The sequence below is a fragment of the Streptomyces sp. NBC_00690 genome (genome assembly GCF_036226685.1).
Lineage (GTDB): Bacteria > Actinomycetota > Actinomycetes > Streptomycetales > Streptomycetaceae > Streptomyces.
This window is the reverse complement of record NZ_CP109009.1, coordinates 5,065,500-5,088,864: the sequence shown is the minus strand read 5'-3', so window position 1 is coordinate 5,088,864 and position 23,365 is coordinate 5,065,500. Positions and strand designations below refer to the sequence as shown.

17 protein-coding genes are annotated in these 23,365 nt (G+C 69.0%); 4 read left to right on the top strand and 13 right to left on the bottom strand.

Annotated elements, in window-relative coordinates; translation table 11 throughout:
• Positions 1-356: 356 nt before the first annotated feature.
• Positions 357-1,679 (top strand): M28 family metallopeptidase, encoded by a 1,323-nt coding sequence (locus OID54_RS22255; RefSeq protein ID WP_329022054.1) that lies wholly within the window; start codon positions 357-359, stop codon positions 1,677-1,679.
• A gap of 185 nt (positions 1,680-1,864) precedes the next feature.
• Here OID54_RS22255 and OID54_RS22250 read toward each other — a convergent pair whose 3' ends face one another.
• The 5 genes from OID54_RS22250 to OID54_RS22230 form a co-directional block, all read right to left on the bottom strand.
• Positions 1,865-2,824 (bottom strand): ABC transporter permease, encoded by a 960-nt coding sequence (locus tag OID54_RS22250; protein WP_329022052.1) that lies wholly within the window; start codon positions 2,822-2,824, stop codon positions 1,865-1,867.
• Positions 2,811-3,746 (bottom strand): ABC transporter ATP-binding protein, encoded by a 936-nt coding sequence (locus OID54_RS22245; protein WP_329022050.1) that lies wholly within the window; start codon positions 3,744-3,746, stop codon positions 2,811-2,813. Before OID54_RS22245 ends, OID54_RS22250 begins: the two co-directional genes overlap by 14 nt.
• Positions 3,747-3,850: 104 nt before the next feature.
• Positions 3,851-5,107 (bottom strand): LolA family protein, encoded by a 1,257-nt coding sequence (locus tag OID54_RS22240; protein WP_329022046.1) that lies wholly within the window; start codon positions 5,105-5,107, stop codon positions 3,851-3,853.
• 362 nt (positions 5,108-5,469) lie between these two features.
• A complete protein-coding gene (locus tag OID54_RS22235; protein ID WP_329022045.1) occupies positions 5,470-6,495 on the bottom strand; it encodes a CHRD domain-containing protein in 1,026 nt (341 codons plus the stop codon).
• Between the two features lie 344 nt (positions 6,496-6,839).
• A complete protein-coding gene (locus tag OID54_RS22230; protein ID WP_329022044.1) occupies positions 6,840-7,850 on the bottom strand; it encodes a polyprenyl synthetase family protein in 1,011 nt (336 codons plus the stop codon).
• A 267-nt stretch (positions 7,851-8,117) separates the two neighbouring features.
• On the opposite strand from OID54_RS22230, the gene OID54_RS22225 reads away from it, so the two are divergent.
• The 3 genes from OID54_RS22225 (at position 8,118) to OID54_RS22215 (ending at position 12,130) form a co-directional block, all read left to right on the top strand.
• Entirely contained in the window at positions 8,118-10,055 is a 1,938-nt protein-coding gene (locus OID54_RS22225; protein WP_329022043.1) for a CocE/NonD family hydrolase, read from the top strand.
• Between the two features lie 84 nt (positions 10,056-10,139).
• Positions 10,140-11,372 carry a fumarylacetoacetase gene (fahA, locus tag OID54_RS22220; RefSeq protein WP_329022040.1) on the top strand — a complete coding sequence of 411 codons (1,233 nt, stop codon included), beginning with the start codon at positions 10,140-10,142 and terminating at the stop codon, positions 11,370-11,372.
• 56 nt (positions 11,373-11,428) lie between these two features.
• Entirely contained in the window at positions 11,429-12,130 is a 702-nt protein-coding gene (locus tag OID54_RS22215) for a hypothetical protein (protein ID WP_329022038.1), read from the top strand.
• 323 nt (positions 12,131-12,453) lie between these two features.
• Here OID54_RS22215 and nuoN read toward each other — a convergent pair whose 3' ends face one another.
• From nuoN to OID54_RS22175, 8 genes are read right to left on the bottom strand one after another with little or no spacing between them, the layout of a single operon-like run.
• Positions 12,454-14,103 (bottom strand): NADH-quinone oxidoreductase subunit NuoN, encoded by a 1,650-nt coding sequence (gene nuoN, locus OID54_RS22210; RefSeq protein WP_329022036.1) that lies wholly within the window; start codon positions 14,101-14,103, stop codon positions 12,454-12,456.
• Positions 14,100-15,671, bottom strand: a complete 1,572-nt coding sequence (locus OID54_RS22205; RefSeq protein WP_329022034.1) for an NADH-quinone oxidoreductase subunit M — start codon at positions 15,669-15,671, stop codon at positions 14,100-14,102. The genes nuoN and OID54_RS22205 overlap by 4 nt, the downstream gene beginning before the upstream one ends.
• 5 nt (positions 15,672-15,676) lie before the next feature.
• Positions 15,677-17,578 (bottom strand): NADH-quinone oxidoreductase subunit L, encoded by a 1,902-nt coding sequence (gene nuoL / locus OID54_RS22200; RefSeq protein WP_329022032.1) that lies wholly within the window; start codon positions 17,576-17,578, stop codon positions 15,677-15,679.
• Positions 17,579-17,593: 15 nt separating this feature from the next.
• Positions 17,594-17,893, bottom strand: a complete 300-nt coding sequence (gene nuoK / locus OID54_RS22195) for an NADH-quinone oxidoreductase subunit NuoK (protein ID WP_329022030.1) — start codon at positions 17,891-17,893, stop codon at positions 17,594-17,596.
• Entirely contained in the window at positions 17,890-18,783 is an 894-nt protein-coding gene (locus OID54_RS22190; RefSeq protein WP_329022028.1) for an NADH-quinone oxidoreductase subunit J, read from the bottom strand. The genes nuoK and OID54_RS22190 overlap by 4 nt, the downstream gene beginning before the upstream one ends.
• Complete coding sequence (gene nuoI, locus OID54_RS22185) at positions 18,780-19,409, bottom strand: NADH-quinone oxidoreductase subunit NuoI (protein WP_329022026.1); 630 nt, start codon at positions 19,407-19,409, stop codon at positions 18,780-18,782. The genes OID54_RS22190 and nuoI overlap by 4 nt, the downstream gene beginning before the upstream one ends.
• Positions 19,402-20,784: an NADH-quinone oxidoreductase subunit NuoH gene (nuoH, locus tag OID54_RS22180; RefSeq protein ID WP_329022024.1), complete on the bottom strand. Its 1,383-nt coding sequence runs from the start codon at positions 20,782-20,784 to the stop codon at positions 19,402-19,404. The genes nuoI and nuoH overlap by 8 nt, the downstream gene beginning before the upstream one ends.
• Positions 20,781-23,291, bottom strand: a complete 2,511-nt coding sequence (locus OID54_RS22175; RefSeq protein ID WP_329022021.1) for an NADH-quinone oxidoreductase subunit G — start codon at positions 23,289-23,291, stop codon at positions 20,781-20,783. Before OID54_RS22175 ends, nuoH begins: the two co-directional genes overlap by 4 nt.
• Positions 23,292-23,365 lie beyond the last annotated feature (74 nt).

The following is a 23,365-nucleotide window of genomic DNA, read 5'->3' as shown; positions in this document are numbered from 1 at the left end:
CCCTGCGGGGGCGGCCGGGCACACCAGCCGGCCGTCCCCGCAGGAGCGTGCAGGTCAGAACCTCACCCTCGGCGAAGCACCGCCAGGAGACCGATATTCGAACACAACTGACCGGTTTCCGCCCTTGACGGTATGTCGAACAGTCGCTGAACTCTCATGCACACACCGCGCCACTCAGTGCACGGAGATGCGCCTCCCCACGCATTTCCGTGTCACTCCATGCCACTGCTGCATAGACCGTTCGCGACCCATGGTTCAGCGCCGCCGCCCCACCGCCCCAAAGCTGCCCTGGAACCGCCCCCTCCAGGCGCTCGCACGTTCCGTCTTGTCCCCGTACGGAATACCGGAGCCCCCACATGAAGATCTCCGTTCCCAGACGCACCGCCGCGGTCGCCGTCATGGCACTGGCCGGGCTGCTCTCCACCGCGGCGCCCGCCGCCATCGCCCAACCGGCCGCGGCCCCGGCGAAAGCCGCACTCGCAGCCCCCGACATACCACTGGCCAATGTGAAGGCGCACCTCTCGCAGTTCCAGTCGATAGCCACCGCCAACGGCGGCAACCGCGCCCACGGCCGCCCCGGCTACCGGGCCTCCATCGACTATGTGAAGGCGAAGCTGGACGCCGCCGGATACACCACCACCGTGCAGCAGTTCACCACCAGCGGGGCGATCGGCTACAACCTGATCGCCGAGTGGCCGGGCGGCGACCCCAACCAGGTCCTGATGGCCGGCGCCCATCTCGACTCGGTGGCCTCCGGCGCAGGCATCAACGACAACGGTTCTGGCTCGGCCGGCATACTCGAAACCGCCCTCGCCGTCTCCCGCGCCGGTCTGCAACCCACCAAGAAGCTGCGGTTCGGCTGGTGGGGTGCGGAGGAGTTGGGTCTGATCGGCTCCCGCCACTACGTCAGCAGCCTCCCCGCCGCCGAGCGCACCAAGATCTCCGGCTATCTCAACTTCGACATGATCGGCTCCCCGAACCCGGGCTACTTCGTCTATGACGACAACGTGGCGTTGGAGAAGGTCTTCAAGGACTACTTCTCGGGCCTCGGCGTCCCCACCGAGATCGAGACCGAGGGCGACGGCCGCTCCGACCACGCGTCGTTCAAGAACGTGGGAATAGCGGTCGGCGGACTGTTCACCGGAGCGGGCCGGCTCAAGACCGCGGCCCAGGCCCAGAAGTGGGGCGGCACCTCCGGCCAGGCATTCGACCGCTGCTACCACTCGGCGTGCGACACCACCGCCAACATCAACGACACCGCGCTGGACCGCAACAGCGATGCGATAGCCCACTCCATCTGGACGCTGGCCACCGGTACGACGGTCCCCCCTGGCACCACCTACGAGAACACGGCCAACGTCACGATCCCCGACAACGGCGCGGCCGTGACCTCCGCGGTGACCGTCTCGGGTCGTACCGGCAACGCGCCTGCCGCGCTCGCGGTCGGTGTGGACATCAAGCACACCTGGCGCGGTGACCTCGTCATCGATCTGGTGGCGCCCGACGGCAGCGCCTACCGGCTCAAGAACTCCAGCGCCAACGACTCGGCGGACAACGTCATCGCCAACTACACCGTGAACGCTTCCAGCGAGCCGGCGAACGGAGACTGGAAGCTCCGCGTCCAGGACATCGCCGCCAATGACACCGGCTTCATCGACAGCTGGAAGCTGACCTTCTAGGACCCGGCCCAGGGCCACGGCCTGCACCACCTCAAGGACGCGTCCGCGGCGCCACCCGCCCATATCCCCGCCGCCAGCCACACCGCGCCCCCCACAGACTGCATACGTGCGCATCCACCCATATGCGCGCGTATGCAGTCATGTCCATGCCTGGGCCGCGCCAGCCGCGCATGAATCCCGCCGGCTCAGCTGTCGATGTCCTTCGTGGTGAAGCGCGCCCATGCCGCCGAGCCGAACACCACCACGTACAGGGCCTGGAGTTCGAGGTTCTGCCGCACCTCGTCCCAGTACAGCGGCTCACGCATCAGATCCGAGAACGACATCCAGTGGTGCGGGAACAGATACGGGTGCAGAGCGTCCAGCTGCGGAATCGTGTCCAGGATCTGCACGGTGATCAGCAGCCCGACCGTCGTCGCCATGGCCGCGATGCCACTGCCGACCAACGTGGAGACGAAGAGCCCGATGGCGGCGATGCCCGCCAGTGAAGCCGCGACGACACCCGCGATCAGCACCGCCCGCAGCAGCCCCTCACCGAAGGAGATCGTCGTACCGGAGATGGTGGTGACCTCGCCCAGCGGAAACAGCAGCGCTCCCACGGCGAGCGCCGATGCGGCCACGACCAGGGTGGCGACCATGCAGAAGACCAGCACGGAGGCGTACTTGGCGAGCAGCAGTCGAGTGCGCCCGGCCGGAGCGACCAGGAGATAGCGCAGGGTGCCGGCGCTCGCCTCGCCCGCGATCGCATCTCCCGCCACCACCCCGACCGCCATCGGAAGGAAGACCGGGAGGGTCGCGGCGAGCGCGGCGAAGACCAGGAAGAGGCCGTTGTTGGTGATCTGGGCGATGAAGGCGGGCCCCTCGCCACCCTGGCTCTCCACCGACCCCCCGCCGCCGTCGGTCTCCACCCAGACGGCGATGCCGAGCAGTACGGGTACGGCCGCCAGCACCGCGAGCAGGGCCAGAGTGCGCCAGCGTCGAAGGGTCATCGACACCTCTGAGGTGAAGATCCCGAGGGTCCGCAGCCGTGGGTGCGGCCCCGCTGCTGATGCGGCGGCGATCGGGGCGGTCCCGTCCGGGGCAGTCCCATCCGGGGCAGCCGTGCCGATCGAGGCCCGCCCGGTGCCCGTGTGCTCAGCCCGCGACATCGAAACCCTCTCCTGTCAGTGCGAGGAACGCGTCCTCAAGCGATGCCCGCTCGATGCCGAATCCCCGTACCCGCACCCCTGCATGGACGAGTGCCGCGCTGAGGTCGGACAGTTCGCCGCCGTCGGGGGGATCACCGGTCACCCGGTCCTCTTCCACGCTGACTCCGGTGATACCGAGTTCCTTGAGGAGGCGGGCCGCGTCGACCGGATCAGGAGTGGTGACGGCGAGCCGGCCGCGGGCCCTGGCCGCCAACTCGGCCACCGGCCCTTGGGTGAGCAGCCGTCCCTGTGCCATCACCGCCGCATGGGTGCACACCTGCTCGATCTCGTCGAGGAGGTGGGACGAGAGGAAGACGGTGGTCCCGTCCCCGGCCAGTTCGCGGACGAGGGACCGGATCTCCCGCATGCCCTGCGGGTCGAGGCCGTTCGTGGGTTCGTCCAGGACAAGGAGCCTGCGTGGTTGGAGCAGCGCGGCGGCCAGGCCCAGACGCTGCTTCATGCCGAGCGAGTACGCCTTGGCCTTCTTGCCGGCGGCCGAGGTCAGCCCCACGCGATCGAGCGCTGCGGCCACCCGCGCCCTGCGGGTACGGGGATCAGCGGTGGGGTCGGCGGAGTCATAGCGCGCCAGATTGTCCCGACCACTCAGGAATCCGTAGAGCGCCGGCCCTTCGATCAAGGCGCCGACCTGCGGAAGCACAGACCGTACGGCCTTCGGCATGGGCCCGCCCAGCACATGGGCGCTGCCTGCGGTCGGTTCGATCAGCCCCATCAGCATCCGGATGGTGGTGGTCTTGCCCGAGCCATTGGGCCCGAGGAAGCCGAAGACGCTCCCCGCCGGCACGATGAGATCGAGCCGGTCGACGGCGAGTTGACCGCCGCGATAGCGCTTGGTGAGACCGTGCGTCTCGATCACTGCTGTCATCCGGCTCCTCGTTCCGCTCGTTCAGCCCTCCGCCCCACCGTACGGGTGTACGGCGGGGCGGAGGGTTCGTGTCCCGGCCGGGTCGGCGTCGGGTGCCGTGCGGCCTACTTGTCGGCGTTGGCGGCCTTCACCAGGGCGTCCTTGGTCACCGCACCGACGTAGACCTCGCCGTCGTCGGTGATCAGCGCATTGACCAGCCGGGTCTTGAAGACGGTGCCCGTGCCGAAGTCGCCCTTGACCTCGTCGCCGAGGGCGTCCAGGAAGTCCATCGCCTCGGCCGGAACGTCCTCGCCCTCGGGCGGGGTGAAGCCCTCGCCGCCAGGGGCCTTGACCTTCGCGATGGCGGTCCAGCCCTCGCCGATGACGTCGAAGCCCTCGGCCCCACCGCCGCCCGGCAGGAAGTCCAGACCCGTCCCCTTCGGCAGGCCCTGGGGGATGTCCTTGGGCGATGTGCCCTCCGCCTGCTTCTCCAGCTCGTCCGCCTCGGTGACCTTCGCGCCCTTCGGCGGGGTGAAGTCGAAGGTGGAAGCGGCCGGCTTGGCGAAGTCGACCTTGGTGAAGCCGACGTCGAAGATGGCCTTGCCGCCGCCGCTGGAGTTGAGGGTGAACTTCAACGGGGTGCCGGTCTTGGCATCGACCGCGACCTTGACCGAACCGATCGTCGAACCGCTCTGCTTGGGCTTGATGACCAACTGGTAGGCGTCGCGCCCGGCGACCTGTGCGGTGCCGTCGACGGACACCGATGTGGTGGTGCCCGCGGCCTTCAGGGCCTCTTCGGCGAAGTCCTTGGGAGTGGTGGGCAGTTCCGCTGCGGGCCCGTCGCCCTCGGCGCCCGAGCCGTCCTTCTTGCCGTGCGTCTCCTTGGCGTGGAAGACCTCGTTCGACCCGCTGTCGTAGGCCCAGACCTCGCCGGCATTGTGGATCAGGCTGTACTCGGCGTTCTTCTCCAGGATGGAGACCTTCTGGCGGTCGGGGCCGTCGATCGCGACCCGCAGCGTGTGCGATCCGGTCGCCAGCTCCATCAGCTTGCCGTCGGGCGAGGCGGATGAGCTCGCTCCGCCCGCCTCGGACGCCAGACCGTCAGCGAGGGCGCTGATCGCGGGAAGACCGAGGTCCGTCTGGGTCTTCACCATGCCGGAGAGCTGCTCGGTGTCCGATGCGGCGATCTTCTCGATCAGTTCCTGTGCGCTGATCTTCGGTAGATCGGGGTCACCGGAGGCGGCGAGTGCCGGGACGAGCCCGATGGTCGCCGCCGCCACTCCGGCCACCGCGACCGGGACGAAGTAGCGCGCCGCCCTCCGGCGCCCCGCGCTGAAGCCCTTCGCCTCGTCGGTGCTCTGTGCGCTGTCGTTCGGTGCCATGGTGTGCCCTACCTCCGTGGTCGGTCAGAAGCGGCCCTGCTCAACAGCCGGGCGCCGGTGGACCGTCGCCGCGCCGTGCCGCCCGGTCAGGGCCTGTCGTCGCCCGGCTGCCGTCCCGCTCTGCGTCCGGCTGCTGTTCCGCTGTCGTCTCGCTCTGCTGTGGTGTTATCCATCTGACCAAATCCTCGGCACCTAAGGCGTCAGTCCCCGGGTGCAAGTCGTCCTACTGCTGAGGGATGACGAACGGGCCCGGCGCCTCCCCCATCCAGTAGGGGAAGGCGCCGGGCGGCCGTTCCGGGCGGCTCTTTCGCCGGCTGTGAGGGCACTCCAGGAGGATGCGCGGTCAGCGCCGGATGGGTCGACTACCTCTGGATGAAGACATAGTCGGCGCCGTACGGGACGGTGATGACCGCACCCTTGAGGCAGGTCCCCGCCGGGGCGACCCCGCCCACCGTGTTCAACCGCAGGATCTCCTGGGTGCGGGCGAGCAGCCCCTTCTTCGCGCCATACTGCGTGGCCCTGAGGTCGAGTTCTGGGATGTTGCCCTCACCGTGGGGCGTTCGGCTGATCAGGGTGCCGGTGACCGCGCTGCGATCGGGTGCGGTCCACCGGGGCGTGCCCGTGCCGGGCGCGACGAACGCATGGGCGATCGGCCCCCGGAGCACGGCGCGGACGTCGTACTGCCCGTACGCGTGCGTACCGTCCGCGGTCTGCTGGCACCGGTAGATCTGGCGTCCCCTGATGACGGACGCCTGGAGGTTCACCAGCGCCTTGTCGAAGGGGAACGCCGTGGTCACCTTGTGGAACTGGGCGCGGACGGCCCCACCGGGGAACCGGGCGGTGTGAAGGTTGGCGTAGTGGTCGTTGGGGTTGGTGCGAAACGCATCGAGGAGGGCCTTGTCCTTCACCGTGACGGTCCCGGTCACCGCGCCCTCCCATCCCTTGACGGGTGGGGCGCTGCGGGCCAGCAGAGGGGTGAAGTCGATCTTCAGTGCACCGTTGGTGCCCCTGGCTCCCCGGTGGATGTGGAGCGCGGTCGGCTTGTCCGTGCCGCGGAACTTCACCGCGACGGAAACCCGCATCCCGTGCACCTTCACCAGTTGCAGCGCCACACCGTCGCGGTCACCGACGGCGGGCCCGGACGGTACGGGGACCTCGTTCGCACCGTTCAGGCTGGCCACGAACAGGGCCGCGCCCCGGGAGTCGCTCTCCTCGGCGGTGCTCCCACCGCGCGCGGGCCGCACATCGGTGTCCCCGTGCCCCGCGTGGGTGGCACCGCCCGTGGGCTGTACGCCGTCGGCCGCGAACGCGGGCAGGACCGAGAGCCCTAATCCGGCCGCCGCCATCACGGCCGTGGTACCGATCACGAGGTTCTTGGTGCACTTCATCAGTAGATCTCCCCCTACTGAGCCTGACGCCCCGTGCGTTGGCTTCTACGCACCAGTACGGTTCAGATCTCGGGTCGGACTCAATCCACCGACACAATCCACGGCCATGACCCGGGTCACACTCCGTACGGCCTTGCATCCGGGTCAAGCGGGCTGCTGCGGTCCAGCTCACGGGGGCAGCGCCGATGCGTCCGACCCGCCTCGCCCGCCGGTTTCACCCCGCCGAACCTGCCGAACTCGCCGAACCTGCCGAGCACGACGCGCCCGGTGAGCACGACAAGCCCAACGAGCACACTGAGCACGACGCGATGGCCCGCCAACGACCGGTACGCACCGTGCACCGCCTATCCGGCGCGGTGCACCACCGCGTCGCACAGCTCTTCCAGGGCCGACTTCGCATAGCACTCGGGCAGCGGCGCGAGCACGGCCCGCGCCTCCTGCGCATAGCGCACGGTGTCCCGACGCGCCTGCTCCAGCGCCGGGTGGAGGCGCAGCCGCCGCAGGGCCTCGCCGTGCCGCGTCTCGTCCGTCAGATCGCCGTCGAGAAGTTCAACCAACTCCAGGTCCTCCGGCAGGCCCTGGGCCTGCGCCCGCGCCCTCAGATGGAGTACCGGCAGCGTGGGGATGCCCTCGCGCAGATCCGTACCGGGTGTCTTGCCCGACTCATGGGAGTCGCTGGCGATGTCCAGTACGTCGTCGGCGAGTTGGAAGGCGACCCCGAGTCGCTCGCCGTACTGGGTGAGGATGTCCACCACCCGCTCGTCGGCCCCCGACATCATCGCGCCGAACCGGCCCGACACGGCGATCAGCGAGCCGGTCTTGCCGCCGATCACATCGAGATAGTGCTCCACCGGGTCCCTGCCGTCGCGCGGGCCCGCGGTCTCCAGGATCTGGCCGGTGACCAGCCGCTCGAACGCCTCGGCCTGGATGCGCACGGCCTCCGGACCGAGATCGGCGAGGATGTGGGAGGCCCGGGCGAACAGGAAGTCACCCGTGAGGACGGCCACCGAATTGCCCCAGCGGGCGTTGGCGCTGGCGACACCGCGCCGCACCTCGGCCTCGTCCATCACGTCGTCGTGGTACAGCGTCGCCAGGTGGGTGAGCTCCACGACCACCGCGGATGGCACCACGCCAGGGGCGTACGGATCGCCGAACTGTGCCGCCAACATCACCAGCAGTGGCCTGAAGCGCTTGCCTCCGGCCCGCACGAGATGCTGTGCCGCATCCGTGATGAAGGGCACCTCGCTCTTGGTGGCATCGAGCAGACCCGCCTCAACGGCTGACAGTCCCGTCTGGACATCGGCCTCAAGAGCCTGGTCCCGCACGCTCAGCCCGAACGGCCCGACGACGGTCACGAGGGAGTCTCCTGTCTGCTGATAATCACACGGATTGTCGATCTGTCGCTGGATTCACTCAAGTCAGCGTATCCGGTCGCGTTTCGATCACCATGAGCGCCTTCCCGCCGCCGACGGTATGTTCGTGATCAGAACATACGACCAGGGATGGGCTCGCTCGGTGTGATCGGCGAAGGACGGCGACCGGACCAGGGCAGGACCGGAGACCGGACCCGACCGGACGGCGAACGGGCTGCACCCGCGCCGCCCAGCGCACCGAGGCCCGCCATGCGCCATCGCCGTCGATTCCCCTATGAAACCAGCCACGAGGACCTGTGGATCCCGCTGGCCGCCAGTGGAACCCACGAGAGCACCATGCTGTACGCACGCGTCTGGCGGCCCCTCACTCCTGAGCCTGTCCCCGCACTCCTGGAGTACGCGCCCGACCGGCTCGGCGACTCAACGGCTGCCCGTGACGCCCAACGTCACCCCTGGTACGCGGGGCAGGGCTACGCCTCGGTCCGGGTCGACGCCCGGGGACACGGCAGCAGCCAGGGCGTCCCGGACCCATCGGCCGCGCTGCCCGACGGTCTGGCCGTGATCGCCTGGCTGGCGGCGCAGCCCTGGTGCAACGGCCGGATCGGTGCCTTCGGGCTCGGCGCCGGCGCGGGTTGGGTACTTCGGCTGGCGGCCCTGGCTCCGGGGCCGCTCGGCGCGGTCGTGGCGGTCTGCGCCCCGCAGCAGGCGCCCGTGGACGCCGCACCCGCCCGCCCCGGCCATGCCCGCTCCCCCATGAACCCGTCCCCAGCCGTCTCCGAAGCCGTTCCGATTGCCGTTCCCGTCGCCGCCCCCGCAGATGTGACCCTCTCCCGATCCGCCGATCTCCTCGCGGCCCTGTGTCTGCCCCCGGACCCCCACCACACCGACGCCTCCTGGCGTGCGCTGTGGCTGAACCGGCTGGACGCCCTCACCCCGCGCTCCCCCGACGGGCCACCGCCGCCCGACGCACAGCTCCCCGGAGGCGGACGGCCCCCGCCGGTCCTCGTCGTCAGCGGCTGGCGCGCACCGGGCCATGACGACGTCCTCGCCCGGGTGGCACCCGCGGCGCCCCCCGCTCGCGTCCGCGGGCTGATCGGGCCCTGGTCCGCCGCCCACTACCCCGACCACGGCCTCCCCGGACCGGCGATCGGCTTCCTCCAGGAGACCCTCCGCTGGTTCGACCGACACCTTCGGACGCCCGACGCCGACGTCGGGACGCCGGGTGAGCCCCTGCTGCGCTGCTGGATCGGCGGCCACCGGGCGCACTGGGCCGCCGAGACCCACTGGCCGCCCGTCGACCTCACCCGGACGGCGTACCCCCTGCACGGTCTGCCCGTGACCCTCGTACCCGATGTGCCCCGCTCGGGTCTGCCCTCGCCGGATGCGGCCGATCCGCTCGCCGACGACACGCAGGCGATCTGCTGGGACTTCCCCACCGGCACCGAGCCCGTGGAGGTTCTGGGACACCCCCGCGTCACCCTGCGGCTGCAACCGCAAACGGCCAGTACCCGTGTGGTGGCGCGGCTCTGGGACGTCGCCCCCGACGGGTCGCCCACCCTCGTCACGTCCGGCGTGCTGACGCTGGCCGCAACCCCCGGCAGCACCGAGCGGGCAGCCACCTTTCCGCTGGACAGCACCGGGTACGCCTTCGCCCCGGGGCATCGCATCCGGCTGGCGCTGTCCTGCCCGTACTGGCCGTGGCACCGCCCCGCACCGATGGATGCGCCCGGCACCCTCCACCCCGAGGGCTCCCGCCTCGAACTTCCCGTACGCGTACACCCGTCCGACGACGAGCAGTGGCCGTTCGACGCGCCCGAGCAGGCCGAGCCGCTCGGGATCAGTTCCCCGGCGACCCTCGATCCACCGCGCCCGGGGCGACGGACGGTCCAGGACGAGACGACGGGGCCGCGACTGGAAGCGGTTCCGCACAGCGTCGGCACGTTCCGCCACCCCGACGGGCTGGAGGTCACCGTCGAGGCCCTCGACGTCCACAGGGCCCGGGGCCCCGGGGTCGACGCCCACCGCACGATCCGGCTGAACCGCCCCGATGTCTGTTGGGACGTGAGCGTCGAAACGCACTCGGCACTCACCCGGGACGAATCCGGATTCGTCACCCGGGACGAGGTGGTGTGCCGCTCGGGACCCGAGATCGTCTTCCATAGGACCTGGCAGCAAAAGCTGCCCTGACCTGCCAGAGGATCACGCTCTGCCATGCGGGGCACACGTCCACGTAACGTGTCCCCAACACCGTGGAAAGCGAGGCAGGCCCCCATGGCACCCACCCAACAGAGCCCGCTCGACCTGGCCGAGGGCGACCCCTTCGGCCCGCACAACCTCCCGTACGGCGTCTTCACGAGCGCCGCCGAACCCGATCGGCGCCGGCTCGGGGTGCGACTTGGGAACCATGTGCTCGACGTGGGAGCGGCGGCACAGGCCCTCGGCTCCCCGTACGCGGCCCTGCTGGCGCAGCCGAACCTCAACCCGCTGCTGGCGGCCGGCCGGACGGCGTGGCGCGATGTGCGCAGGGCCCTGACGGCGTGGGTGACCGTCCCGGCCCACCGCCCCTCGATAGAGCCGCTGTTGCATCCGCTGGACGAGGTGGCCCTGCACCTGCCGTACGAGATCGGCGACTACGTCGACTTCTACGCCAGCGAGCACCACGCCACCAACGTCGGCCGGATCTTCCGCCCGGACGGCGATGCGCTGACCCCCAACTGGAAGCATCTGCCGATCGGTTACCACGGCAGGTCGGGCACGGTGGTCGTCTCCGGGACCGAGGTCGTACGCCCCCACGGGCAGCGCAAGGCCCCCACCGATCCGCTGCCGGTCTTCGGCCCCACGGTGAAGCTGGACATCGAAGCCGAGGTCGGCTTCGTCGTCGGTACGCCATCGGCGCAGGGCAGTTCGGTGCCGCTCGGCGACTTCCCCGACCATGTCTTCGGGCTCTTTCTACTCAACGACTGGTCGGCGCGGGACATCCAGGCGTGGGAGTACGTGCCGCTCGGCCCCTTCCTCGGCAAGTCGTTCGCCACGTCCGTGTCGGCGTGGGTGACCCCGTTGGAGGCGGTGGAGGCGGCCCGCACCGATCCACCGGCGCGTGATGTCCCGCTGCTGCCCTACCTCGATGACGCGGACGAGGAGGACAAGGGCGGCTACGACATCCGGATCACGGTCGCCGTCAACGGCCATGTGATCGCCGAGCCGCCCTTCGCGACCATGTACTGGACCGCGGCCCAGCAACTCGCCCAGATGACCGCCAACGGCGCCTCTCTGCGTACGGGAGACCTCTATGGCTCCGGAACCGTCAGCGGGCCCGAGGTCCACCAGCGGGGCTCCCTGCTGGAGCTGACGTGGAACGGCCGTGATCCACTGGAACTCCCGGAGGGGAAGCGGACGTTCCTGGAGGACGGCGATGTGGTGACCATGACGGCCTGGGCACCGGGTCCCGACGGCGTACGGGTGGGACTGGGCGAGGTCACTGGCCGAATCGTGCCCTCTACATAGATCTACGCGGCGCAAAATCGGTTGGAACGCTCCCCGCGCTGCTGAAGGCTGGCGGTATGGCGGGAAACGAGGGATCGCAGAAGGTGCGGATACGGGAACTGCCCTGGGCCGCCGTCGATCCCCAACGGCATTCCCACCGCCTCGGGGAGCGCGAATCCGCCGAGTTGGCGGCCTTGATCATTCCGCTGGTGCCGGATGCCAAAGCCCTCCACAGAAGACGGTGGGTCGACCGCAAACCGGTCTGGGATGCGATCGACCCCGTCACTGATCTCCTGGTGGACCGTTTCGGCAGCTGGGCGGCCGGCTGGAACTGGACCGTGGGGGAAGGGGATCGCGACGGGGGTGTGGTGGGCTCCTGGTGCTGCGCGCTCCACTCGGTCAGCACCCCGGCCGACACCGCGGCCTTGGTGCTGGAAGCCCTCCAGGAGTGGCGCGACTGGCTGGAGGAGTTGGCCGACCACTTCGCCGCACTGGCCCCGCCCGCACGATCCGCGCCCGATGCCCGGCACTGGGCGCGGGCGTGCAGCGAGTTGGTCGCCCTGGTCGCCGAGCGCAGCGCAGCTCAGAGCGGCTGGCACGGCCACTGCGAGCAGGTGCTGAGCTGGTTCCTGTCCCATCACGGCCTCCCGGACGAGCGGGCCAGGGCGCTCGTCGAAACTGCCGTCGACGGCAGTTTCGAGAGCTGGCGGGCCCCCGATCAGCGAATCGTCGCATCGGTGAGCAACCGCTTCGCCAACGCCCTGACGACCCACGACTGAGCCCCCACCTCGTCAACGACGGACCCACTCATCACCCGTTCGCGGGAGGCCGTTCCTATGGCGGCCCGCTGGGTTGGACCGTCCCGTGAAACTCCTCCCATGGGAGGAGTGATGAGCGTCGAACCCGGGGCCCGGAACCCACGACCACCTGGCCGACCCCTCCGCCCGGTGGATGGACCGCCGACGAACTGGACATGTGTCGTCGATCTGGATCTGACCGAGATCGCACCCCGGCGCAGACACGCCACCCGGCCCTGAGACCGGACGCGCGTGGGCCCGACATCCCCCACGGATGTCGGGCCCACGCGCATTTCACGCGGTGATCAGCGCACGAACACTCCTGCGCTGCTCGCCAAGTCCAGGAAGTACTGCGGGGCCACGCCGAGGACCAGCGTCACCACCACTCCCATGCCGATGGCCATCATCGTCATCACCGACGGCACGGCGACGGTGGGGCCGTCCGCCTTCGGCTCGCTGAAGAACATCAGCACGATCACCCGGATGTAGAAGAACGCGGCGATCGCGGACGAGATCACACCGACCACGACCAGCGCGCCGGCGCCTCCTTCGGCCGCAGCCTTGAACACCGCGAACTTGCCGGAGAAACCGGAGGTCAGCGGAATCCCGGCGAAGGCCAGCAGGAAGACCGCGAACACGGCGGCCACCAGCGGCGAACGCCTGCCGAGACCGGCCCACTTGGAGAGGTGGGTGGCCTCGCCGCCCGCGTCGCGCACCAGGGTGACCACGGCGAACGCACCGATCGTCACGAACGAGTACGCGCCCAGGTAGAACAGCACCGACGAGATGCCGTCGGGCGTCAACGCGATCACACCGGCCAGGATGAAGCCGGCGTGGGCGATCGACGAGTAGGCCAGCAGCCGCTTGATGTCCGTCTGGGTGATGGCGACGATCGCACCACCGAGCATGGTGATGATCGCAACGCCCCACATCACCGGGCGCCAGTCCCAACTCATGCCCGGCAGGACCACGTACAGCAGTCGCAACAGGGCACCGAACGCGGCCACCTTGGTGGCCGCGGCCATGAAGCCGGTCACGGGTGTGGGTGCGCCCTGGTAGACGTCCGGGGTCCACATGTGGAACGGCACCGCGCCGACCTTGAATAGCAGGCCCATCAGGATCATGGCGCTACCGATGAGCAGCAGCGCGTCATTGCCCATGGTGTCCGCGAGGACCGGGTCGATGGTGCGGATGCTGCCGTCGACGACATCGGCGATCTTGGCGTACCCGACGGAGCCCGCGTATCCGTAGACCAGGGCGATCCCGAACAGCAGGAACGCCGAGGAGAACGCGCCCAGCAGGAAGTACTTCACCGCCGCCTCTTGCGACATCAGCCGCTTGCGGCGGGCCAGTGCGCACAGGAGGTAGAGCGGGAGCGAGAAGACTTCCAGGGCGATGAAGAGGGTCAGCAGATCGTTCGCCGCGGGGAAGACCAGCAGACCCGCGATGGCGAAGAGGGTCAGCGGATAGACCTCGGTGATGGTGAATCCGGCCCGGACCGCGGACTTCTCGTTGTCGCTGCCGGGCACGGCCGCGCCCTGGGCGGCGAAGGCGTCGATCTGGTGGCCGTTCACCTCGGGGTCGAGCTTGCGCTCGGCGAAGGTGAAGACCGCCACCAACGAAGCCAGCAGGATCGTCCCTTGCAGGAAGAGCGTCGGTCCGTCGATGGCGATGGCGCCCATGGCGGCGATCCGCACCTTGGTGGTGCCGTAGCCGGCCTCGGCGAGTCCGAGGACCGCCGCGAAGGAGGCCACGATCGCCAGGACGGTGAGGAAGACCTGGGCGTGGTACCGCGCCTTGCGCGGCATGAACGCCTCGATCAGCAGCCCCACGATCGCCGCTCCCACGACGATCAGCGCAGGGGCGAGTTGGGCGTACTCGATGTCGGGGGCCTTGATCTGATCGATCGGACCGGCCGCCGTTGTCCACAGGCTGTGGACACCTGTAGCACTCACTTGGCTGCCTCCACCTCGGGCCGGGGGTCCTTCTTCTCCACGTCGGACATGGTGTGCTCGACCGCGGGGTTGACGATGTCCGTCAACGGCTTCGGGAAGACGCCGAAGAACAGCAGCAGCGCGATCAGCGGGGTGACGACGACCAGCTCACGGACCCTGAGGTCGGGCATCCCCTGGATCTCGGCCTTCACCGGCCCGGTCATCGTCCGCTGGTAGAGGACGAGGATGTAGAGCGCGGCGAGCACGATGCCCGAGGTGGCGATGATGCCCGCCACCGGATAGCGGGCGAAGGTGCCGACGAGGACCAGGAACTCACTGACGAACGGAGACAGTCCCGGCAGGGACAGGGTCGCCAGACCGCCGATGAGGAAGGTGCCCGCCAGCACGGGTGCGACCTTCTGCACTCCGCCGTAGTCCGCGATGAGCCGCGAGCCGCGACGGGTGATCAGGAAGCCGGCGACCAGCATCAGGGCGGCCGTCGAGATCCCGTGGTTGACCATGTAGAGCGTCGCACCCGACTGCCCCTGGGAGGTCATCGCGAAGATGCCCAGGATGATGAAGCCGAAGTGCGAGATCGAGGCGTAGGCGACCAGGCGTTTGATGTCTCGCTGGCCGACCGCGAGCAGTGCCCCGTACACGATGCTGATCAGCGCCAGGACGATGATGACCGGGGTGGCCCACTTCGATGCCTCCGGGAAGAGCTGGAGGCAGAAGCGCAGCATCGCGAAGGTGCCGACCTTGTCCACGACCGCGGTGATCAGGACGGCGACCGGTGCGGTCGCCTCCCCCATCGCGTTGGGCAGCCAGGTGTGCAGCGGCCACAGCGGCGCCTTGATCGCGAAGGCGAAGAAGAAGCCGAGGAACAGCAGCCGCTCGGTGTTGGTGGCCATGTCGAGTTCGCCGCTCGCCCGGGCCGCGGCGATCTCGGAGAGCGAGAAGCTCCCCGCGACGACGTAGAGCCCGATGACCGCCGCCAGCATGATCAGTCCGCCGACGAGGTTGTAGAGGAGGAACTTGACCGCCGCGTACGAGCGTTGGGTTGCCGCCGCCGCGTCGCTGCCGGAGTGTGCCCGGTCCCCGAAGCCTCCGATGAGGAAGTACATCGGGATCAGCATGGCTTCGAAGAGGATGTAGAAGAGGAAGACGTCGGTGGCCTCGAAAGAGAGGATCACCATCGCTTCCACCATCAGGATCAGGGCGAAGAAGCCCTGGGTGGGACGCCAACGCGAGCTGGAGTTCTCCAGCGGGTCGGCGTCGTGCCAGCCGGCGAGGATCACGAAGGGCACCAGCAGCGCGGTGAGCGCGATGAGGACGACTCCGATGCCGTCCACGCCGAGCTCGTAGCGAACGCCGAAGTCCGCGATCCAGGAGTGCGATTCGGTGAGCTGGTAGCGATCGCCACCGGGCTCGAACCGCACGACGACCAGCGCGGCCAGTACGAAGGTGGCGAGCGAGAACCCGAGCGCCATCCACTTGGCCGTGGTCCTGCGCGCGGCGGGAACGGCGGCTGTGGCGATCGCACCGATTGCCGGAAGCGCCGCTGTCGCCGTGAGGAGCGGGAAGGACATGTCAGTTACACCGCCCTCATCAGCAGGGTCGCGGCGATCAGCACCGCCGTACCTCCGAACATCGAGACGGCGTACGTGCGGGCGTAGCCGTTTTGGAGCTTGCGCAGTCGGCCCGAGAGCCCGCCGACAGAGGCGGCCGTGCCGTTGACCACGCCGTCGACCAGGGTGTGGTCGACGTAGACGAGCGAGCGGGTGAGGTGTTCGCCGCCGCGGACCAGGACCACGTGGTTGAAGTCGTCCTGGAGCAGATCGCGGCGTGCGGCGCGGGTGAGCACCGAGCCGCGGGGGGCGACGACCGGGATGGGCCGGGACTTGCGCCCGTACATCACCCAGGCGATCGAGACACCGATCAGCAGGGCGACGACGGTCGCTCCGGTGACGGTGGTGGCGCTGATCGGCGCATGGCCGTGGTCCCAACCGGTGACCGGTTCGAGCCAGTTGAGGAAGCGGTCACCGATACCGAAGATGCCGCCCGCGAAGACCGAGCCGAAGGCCAGGATGATCATGGGGATCGTCATCGACTTCGGGGACTCGTGCGGATGGGGCAGATGCCCTTCGGCGTCCGGCTGCCAGCGCTTCTCACCGAAGAAGGTCATCAGCATCACGCGCGTCATGTAGAACGCGGTGATCGCGGCGCCCAGCAGGGTGATGGAGCCGAGGATCCAGCCCTCGGTGCCGCCCTTGGCGAAGGCCGCCTCGATGATCATGTCCTTGGAGAAGAAGCCGGACAGTCCCGGGAAGCCGATGATGGCGAGGTAGCCCAGTCCGAAGGTGACGAAGGTGACCGGCATGTACTTTCGCAGGCCACCGTACTTGCGCATGTCGACCTCGTCGTTCATGCCGTGCATGACCGAACCGGCGCCGAGGAACAGGCCGGCCTTGAAGAAGCCGTGCGTCACCAGGTGCATGATCGCGAAGACATAGCCGATGGGCCCGAGGCCGGCGGCCAGGATCATGTAGCCGATCTGCGACATCGTCGAGCCGGCCAGCGCCTTCTTGATGTCGTCCTTGGCGCAACCGACGATCGCACCGAACATCAGCGTGACCGCACCGACGATGACGACGACCAACTGTGCGTCGGGCGCGGCGTTGAAGATCGCCCCCGACCGCACGATGAGGTAGACGCCCGCGGTGACCATGGTGGCCGCGTGGATCAGGGCGGAGACCGGGGTCGGGCCCTCCATCGCGTCCCCCAGCCAGGACTGGAGCGGCACCTGGGCCGACTTGCCGCAGGCGGCCAGCAGCAGCATCAGACCGATCGCCGTCAGCATGCCCTCGCTGGTCTCGCCGACCGACCCGAGGACCGGCCCGAAGGCGAAGGTCCCGAAGGTGGTGAACATCAGCATGATCGCGATGGACAGACCGATGTCACCGACACGGTTGACGAGGAACGCCTTCTTCGCCGCGGTCGCCGCACTCGGCTTGTGCTGCCAGAAGCCGATCAGGAGGTACGAGGCGAGGCCGACGCCCTCCCAGCCGAAGTACAGCAGCAGGTAGTTGTCCGCGAGGACCAGCAGCAGCATCGCCGCGAGGAAGAGGTTCAGATAGCCGAAGAAGCGGCGTCGCCGCTCGTCGTGCTCCATGTACCCGATGGAGTAGACGTGGATCAGGGTGCCCACGCCGGTGATCAGCAGAACGAAGGTCATCGAGAGCTGGTCGAGCTGGAAGGCGATGTCGGCCTGGAAGCCGCCGACGTCAATCCAGTTGAACAGCTTCTGGTGCAGTGCTCGTTCGTCGGCGCTCTTGGAGAGCATGTCGATGAACAGCGCCGCGCCGATGAGGAACGAGGTGCCGGAGAGTGCGGTGCCCAGCAGATGGCCGGTGCGATCGAGTCGTCGCCCGCCGCACAGCAGCACCGCCGCTCCGAGCAGTGGCGCCGCGATGAGCAGCGCAATGAGATTTTCCACGGATCAGTCAGCCCCTCACAGCTTCATCAGGCTGGCGTCGTCGACCGAGGCCGAGTGGCGGGAACGGAACAGCGACACGATGATCGCCAGCCCGACCACGACTTCTGCGGCGGCGACGACCATCGTGAAGAAGGCGATGATCTGGCCGTCGAGGTTGCCGTGCATCCGGGAGAAGGTGACGAGCGCGAGATTGCAGGCGTTGAGCATGAGCTCGATGCACATGAACACGACGATGGCGTTGCGTCGCAGGAGCACACCGGCCGCGCCGATGGTGAACAGCAGGGCGGCGAGATAGAGGTAGTTGACCGGATTCACCGTGTGGCCTCCTCTTCGTCCCGGTCGGGTGCGGCGCCGTCACTCCGGTCCGCATCCGACCCGCCGCCCTCAGGGGCGAGCCCCTTGCGCCCGAGCCGCTCCTCGGAGCGCTGTTCGAGGGCCTTGAGGTCGTCCAGCGCCTGCTGGGAGACATCGCGGATCTGGCCGCGATCCCGCAGGGTCTTGCTGACGGTGAGGTCGGACGGGGTGCCGTCGGGGAGCAGTCCGGCGATGTCCACGGCGTTGTGCCGGGCGTAGACGCCGGGTGCGGGCAGCGGCGGCAGGTGCTTGCCCTCGCGGACCCGGTCTTCGGCGAGTTCGCGCTGGGTCTTGGCCCGCTCGATGCGCTCCCGGTGGGTGAGCACCATCGCGCCGACGGTCGCCGAGATCAGCAGTGCGCCGGTGATCTCGAAGGCGAAGACGTACTTGGTGAAGATCAGGGCGGCGAGCCCTTCGACATTGCCGCCGTAGGCGCCGTTGGCCGCGCTCAGCCCGGTGAAGTTGTTCAGGGAGGCGTTGCCGATGCCGGCGATCAGCAGGACCCCGAAGCCGAGGCCGCAGAGCGCCGCGAGCCAACGCTGCCCCTTCAAGGTCTCCTTGAGGGAGTCTGCTGCGGTGACACCGACGAGCATGACGACGAAGAGGAACAGCATCATGATCGCGCCGGTGTAGACGACGACCTGGACGATGCCGAGGAAGTACGCCCCGTTGGCGAGGTAGAAGACGGCCAGGATGATCATGGTCCCGGCGAGGCAGAGCGCGCTGTGCACGGCCCGCCTCATCAAGATGGTGCACAGCGCACCGATCACCGCGACCGTCCCGAGGATCCAGAACTGCACGGCCTCGCCGGTGGACGTGGTGCTCGCGGCGAGTGTGTTCAGGGCGTTCATGCGCCGACCGCCTTGTGCCCGGCCGGCTCGCCCTCACCTGAGGTGGCGGCGTCCTGCGGCTTGTCCTCCTTGGAGGCGGCTTGCTGCTGGACGGTGCCGGGGGCGGCTTCGGTGACCAATCCCCGGTAGTAGTCGCCCTCGTTCATACCGGGGAAGATCGAGTGCGGCGCGTCCACCATGCCCTCATCCAGACCGGCGAGCAGTTGCTCCTTGGTGTAGATGAGGTTCTCGCGGGAGCTGTCCGCCAACTCGAACTCGTTGGTCATGGTCAGCGCGCGGGTGGGGCAGGCTTCGATGCACAGCCCGCACAGGATGCAGCGGGCGTAGTTGATCTGGTAGACGCGGCCGTAGCGCTCGCCCGGGGAGTAGCGCTCCTCCTCGGTGTTGTCCGCGCCCTCCACGTAGATCGCATCGGCCGGACAGGCCCAGGCGCACAGCTCGCAACCGATGCACTTCTCCAGACCGTCGGGGTGACGGTTGAGCTGGTGCCGTCCGTGGAAACGCGGAGCGGTGACCTTCTGCTGCTCCGGGTACTGCTCGGTCAGCCGCCGCTTGAACATGGCCTTGAAGGTCACGCCGAAGCCGGCGACGGGATTGTGGAACTTGCCCTCGGATGCCTCAGACACCGTCAGCCTCCTTTCCGTCACGAGGTCCGTCACTCGAAGTGTCCGGGCCGCCACTGACAATCAACTCGCGCTCCCGGCGCGGACGCCTGCGCGGTACGGGCGGCAGGGTCTGGCCGGGCAGCGGCGGAACCGGGTAGCCACCGGCCATGGGGTCGAAGTCGGCGTTCTTCGCGGCGGCTTCCGCCTCGCGCTCCTGCTTGTCCTTCTTGCCGCGGAACATGTCCACGACCAGGGACAGCAGGAGTACGGCAATGACCGCGCCGCCCACGTACAGCAAGATCTCCTGGAACTGGTAGTCCTCGTTCCGCAGCGCTCGCACGGTGGCCACCAGCATCAGCCAGAGCACCGAGACCGGGATCAGGACCTTCCACCCCAGCTTCATCAGCTGGTCGTAGCGAACCCGGGGCAGCGTGCCGCGCAGCCAGATGAAGAAGAACAGCAGCAACTGGACCTTGATGATGAACCAGAGCATCGGCCACCAGCCGTGGTTCGCGCCCTCCCAGAAGGTGGAGATCGGGTAGGGGGCGCGCCAGCCGCCGAGGAAGAGGGTCACCGAGACGGCGGAGACGGTGACCATGTTGACGTACTCGGCGAGCATGAACATCGCGAACTTGATCGAGCTGTACTCGGTGTTGAAGCCACCGACCAGGTCGCCTTCGGACTCCGGCATGTCGAAGGGGGCGCGGTTGGTCTCGCCCACCATCGTGATGACGTAGATGATGAAGGAGACCGGTAGCAGGATCACGAACCACCGGTCCGCCTGCGCCTCCACGATCGCCGAGGTCGACATCGACCCGGAGTAGAGGAAGACGGAGGCGAACGCCGCGCCCATCGCGATCTCGTACGAGATCATCTGGGCGCAGGAGCGCAGTCCGCCGAGCAGCGGATAGGTGGAGCCGGACGACCAACCGGCGAGCACGATGCCGTAGATGCCGACCGAAGCGATCGCGAGGACGTAGAGCATCGCGATCGGCAGGTCGGTGAGCTGCATCGTCGTGCGGTGGCCGAAGATGGACACCTCGTTGCCCGACGGCCCGAAGGGGATGACCGCGATCGCCATGAAGGCGGGCGCGGCGGCGATGATCGGCGCGAGGATGTACACCACCTTGTCCGCGCGCTTGACGATGACGTCTTCCTTGAGCATCAGCTTGATGCCGTCGGCGAGCGACTGGAGCATGCCCCAGGGACCGTGCCGGTTGGGCCCGATGCGCAGCTGCATCCAGGCGACGACCTTGCGCTCCCACACGATGGAGAGCAGCACGGTGACCATGAGGAAGGCGAAGCAGAACACGGCCTTGATGGCGACGAGCCACCAGGGGTCGCGCCCGAACATCGACAGGTCCTCCGCCGCGAGGAACTGAACCTCAGCGATCATGAGCGCACCTCCGGCGCGTCCGTTGCGGCATCCGAGGGTGCCGGCGCCGGTCCGATGCGGACGAGCTCGCCGGGGCGGGCTCCGGTGTCGGAAGCGACTCCGCCGCCCACCGAGTTCAGTGGCAGCCACACCACGCGGTCGGGCATCTCGGTCACCTGGAGCGGCAGCAGAACGGTGCCTGCCGGGCCGCTGACGGCCAGGTCGTCGCCGTTCTTGACGCCGGTCGCCGCAGCGGTGGCGGCGGAGAGCCGGGCGACGGCCGCGTGCCGGGTGCCGGCGAGTGCCGCATCGCCCTGCTGGAGCAGACCCTGGTCGAGCAGGAGCCGGTGTCCGGCAAGTACGGCCTCGCCCTCGCCGGCGCGGGGAACCGGCCGGGCGGAGTGCATCGGCTCGGACGCCCGCGCACCGGTCCAGCCGGCGAACCGGTCCAGTTCCCGGCGTACGGAGACGAGATCGGGGAGTCCGAAGAAGACGTCCATCTCGTCGGCGAGCATGTGGAGCACTCGCGCGTCATTGGGTGCGAGGGTGCGCGTCATGTGTTCCGGCTTGAGCGCCGCGTCGAACATCCGCGCCCTGCCCTCCCAGTTGAGGAAGGTGCCGGGCTTCTCGGCGACCGCGGCGACCGGGAAGACCACGTCGGCCCGATCGGTCACCTCGCTCGGCCGCAGCTCCAAGGAGACGAGGAAGCCGACCGCGTCCAGGGCGGCACGGGCCAGCGTCGGATCGGGCAGGTCAGCCACCTCGACACCCGCCACCAGCAGCGCGCCCAGTTCACCGTTGGCCGCGGCCTCGATGATCTGGCCGGTGTCGCGGCCGTAGCGGTGCGGCAGTTCGCGAACCCGCCAGACCTCGGCGGTCTCCTCCCGGGCCTGCGGGTCGGTGGCCGGACGGCCACCGGGCAGCAGGGAGGGGATCGCTCCGGCCTCAACGGCGCCGCGTTCGCCCGCCCGACGTGGGATCCACACCAGTCGGGCGCCGGTCGCGGTCGCGGTCCGTACGACGGAGGTGAGTCCTCCGGGTACGCCCGCGAGTCGCTCGCCAACGACGATCACCGCACCGTCACCGCGCAGGGCTTCGGCCGCCGCGGCACCTTCGCCGTCGAGCCCCACCCCGCCCGCGAGCGCGTCCAGCCACTCGGTCTCGGTGCCGGGTGCGGCCGGGAGCAGGGTGCCGCCGGCCTTGGCGAGCCCACGGGTGGCGTGGCTGGCGAGTGCGTAGGTGCGCTGACCGCGCTGGCGGTGAGCCTTGCGCAGCCGCAGGAAGACCCCGGGGGCCTCCTCCTCGGACTCGAAGCCGACGAGCAGGACCGCGGGCGCCTTCTCCAGTACGGAGTAGGTGACGCCGCGTCCATCGAGGTCCCGGCCGTGGCCCGCGACCCGGGCGGCCAGGAAGTCGGCCTCCTCGGACGAGTGGACCCGGGCCCGGAAGTCGATGTCGTTGGTGTCGAGGGCGACCCGGGCGAACTTGGCGTACGCATAGGAGTCCTCGACGGTGAGCCGGCCACCGGCCAGCACGCCTGCCCTACCGCGGGCGGCGCCCAGTCCCTCGGCCGCCTTGGCCAGCGCCTCGGGCCAACTCGCGGGCTTCAGGACACCGTCGGTGTCCCGGACCAGCGGGGTGGTGAGCCGGTCCCGCTGCTGTGCGTAGCGGAAGCCGAACCTGCCCTTGTCGCAGATCCACTCCTCGTTGACCTCGGGGTCGTCGGCGGCGAGCTTGCGCATCACCTTGCCGCGCCGGTGGTCGGTGCGGGTCGCGCAGCCGCCCGAGCAGTGCTCGCACACGCTGGGTGTGGAGACCAGGTCGAAGGGCCGGGAGCGGAAGCGGTACGCCGCCGAGGTGAGCGCGCCGACCGGGCAGATCTGGATGGTGTTGCCGGAGAAGTACGACTCGAACGGGTCGCCCTCACCGGTACCGACCTGCTGGAGGGCGCCCCGCTCAAGCAGTTCGATCATCGGGTCGCCGGCGATCTGGTTGGAGAACCGGGTGCAGCGCGCGCACAGGACGCAACGCTCGCGGTCCAGGAGCACCTGGGTGGAGATCGGCACCGGCTTCTCGAACGTCCGCTTCTTGCCCTCGAAGCGGGACTCGGCGTCGCCGTGGGACATCGCCTGGTTCTGGAGCGGACATTCGCCGCCCTTGTCGCAGACGGGGCAGTCCAGCGGGTGGTTGATCAGGAGCAGCTCCATCACGCCCTTTTGCGCCTTTTCGGCGACGGGCGAGCTGAGCTGCGACTTGACGACCATGCCGTCGGTGCAGGTGATGGTGCAGGAGGCCATCGGCTTGCGCTGGCCCTCGACCTCGACGATGCACTGGCGACAGGCGCCGGCGGGGTCGAGGAGGGGGTGGTCGCAGAACCGGGGGATCTCGACACCGATGAGTTCGGCGGCCCGGATCACCAGCGTGCCCTTGGGCACGCTGATCTGGACGCCGTCGATGGTCACCGAGACGAGGTCCTCGGGCGGGACGGCTGCGCCGCCTCCGGCCGGATTGGACGTGGTGACGGTCATGCCCACACCTCCGCGCGGTGCGAGTCGGACTGTTGTGCTCCGCTCGCAGGTCGGACTGCGCCGGCACTCGGCGC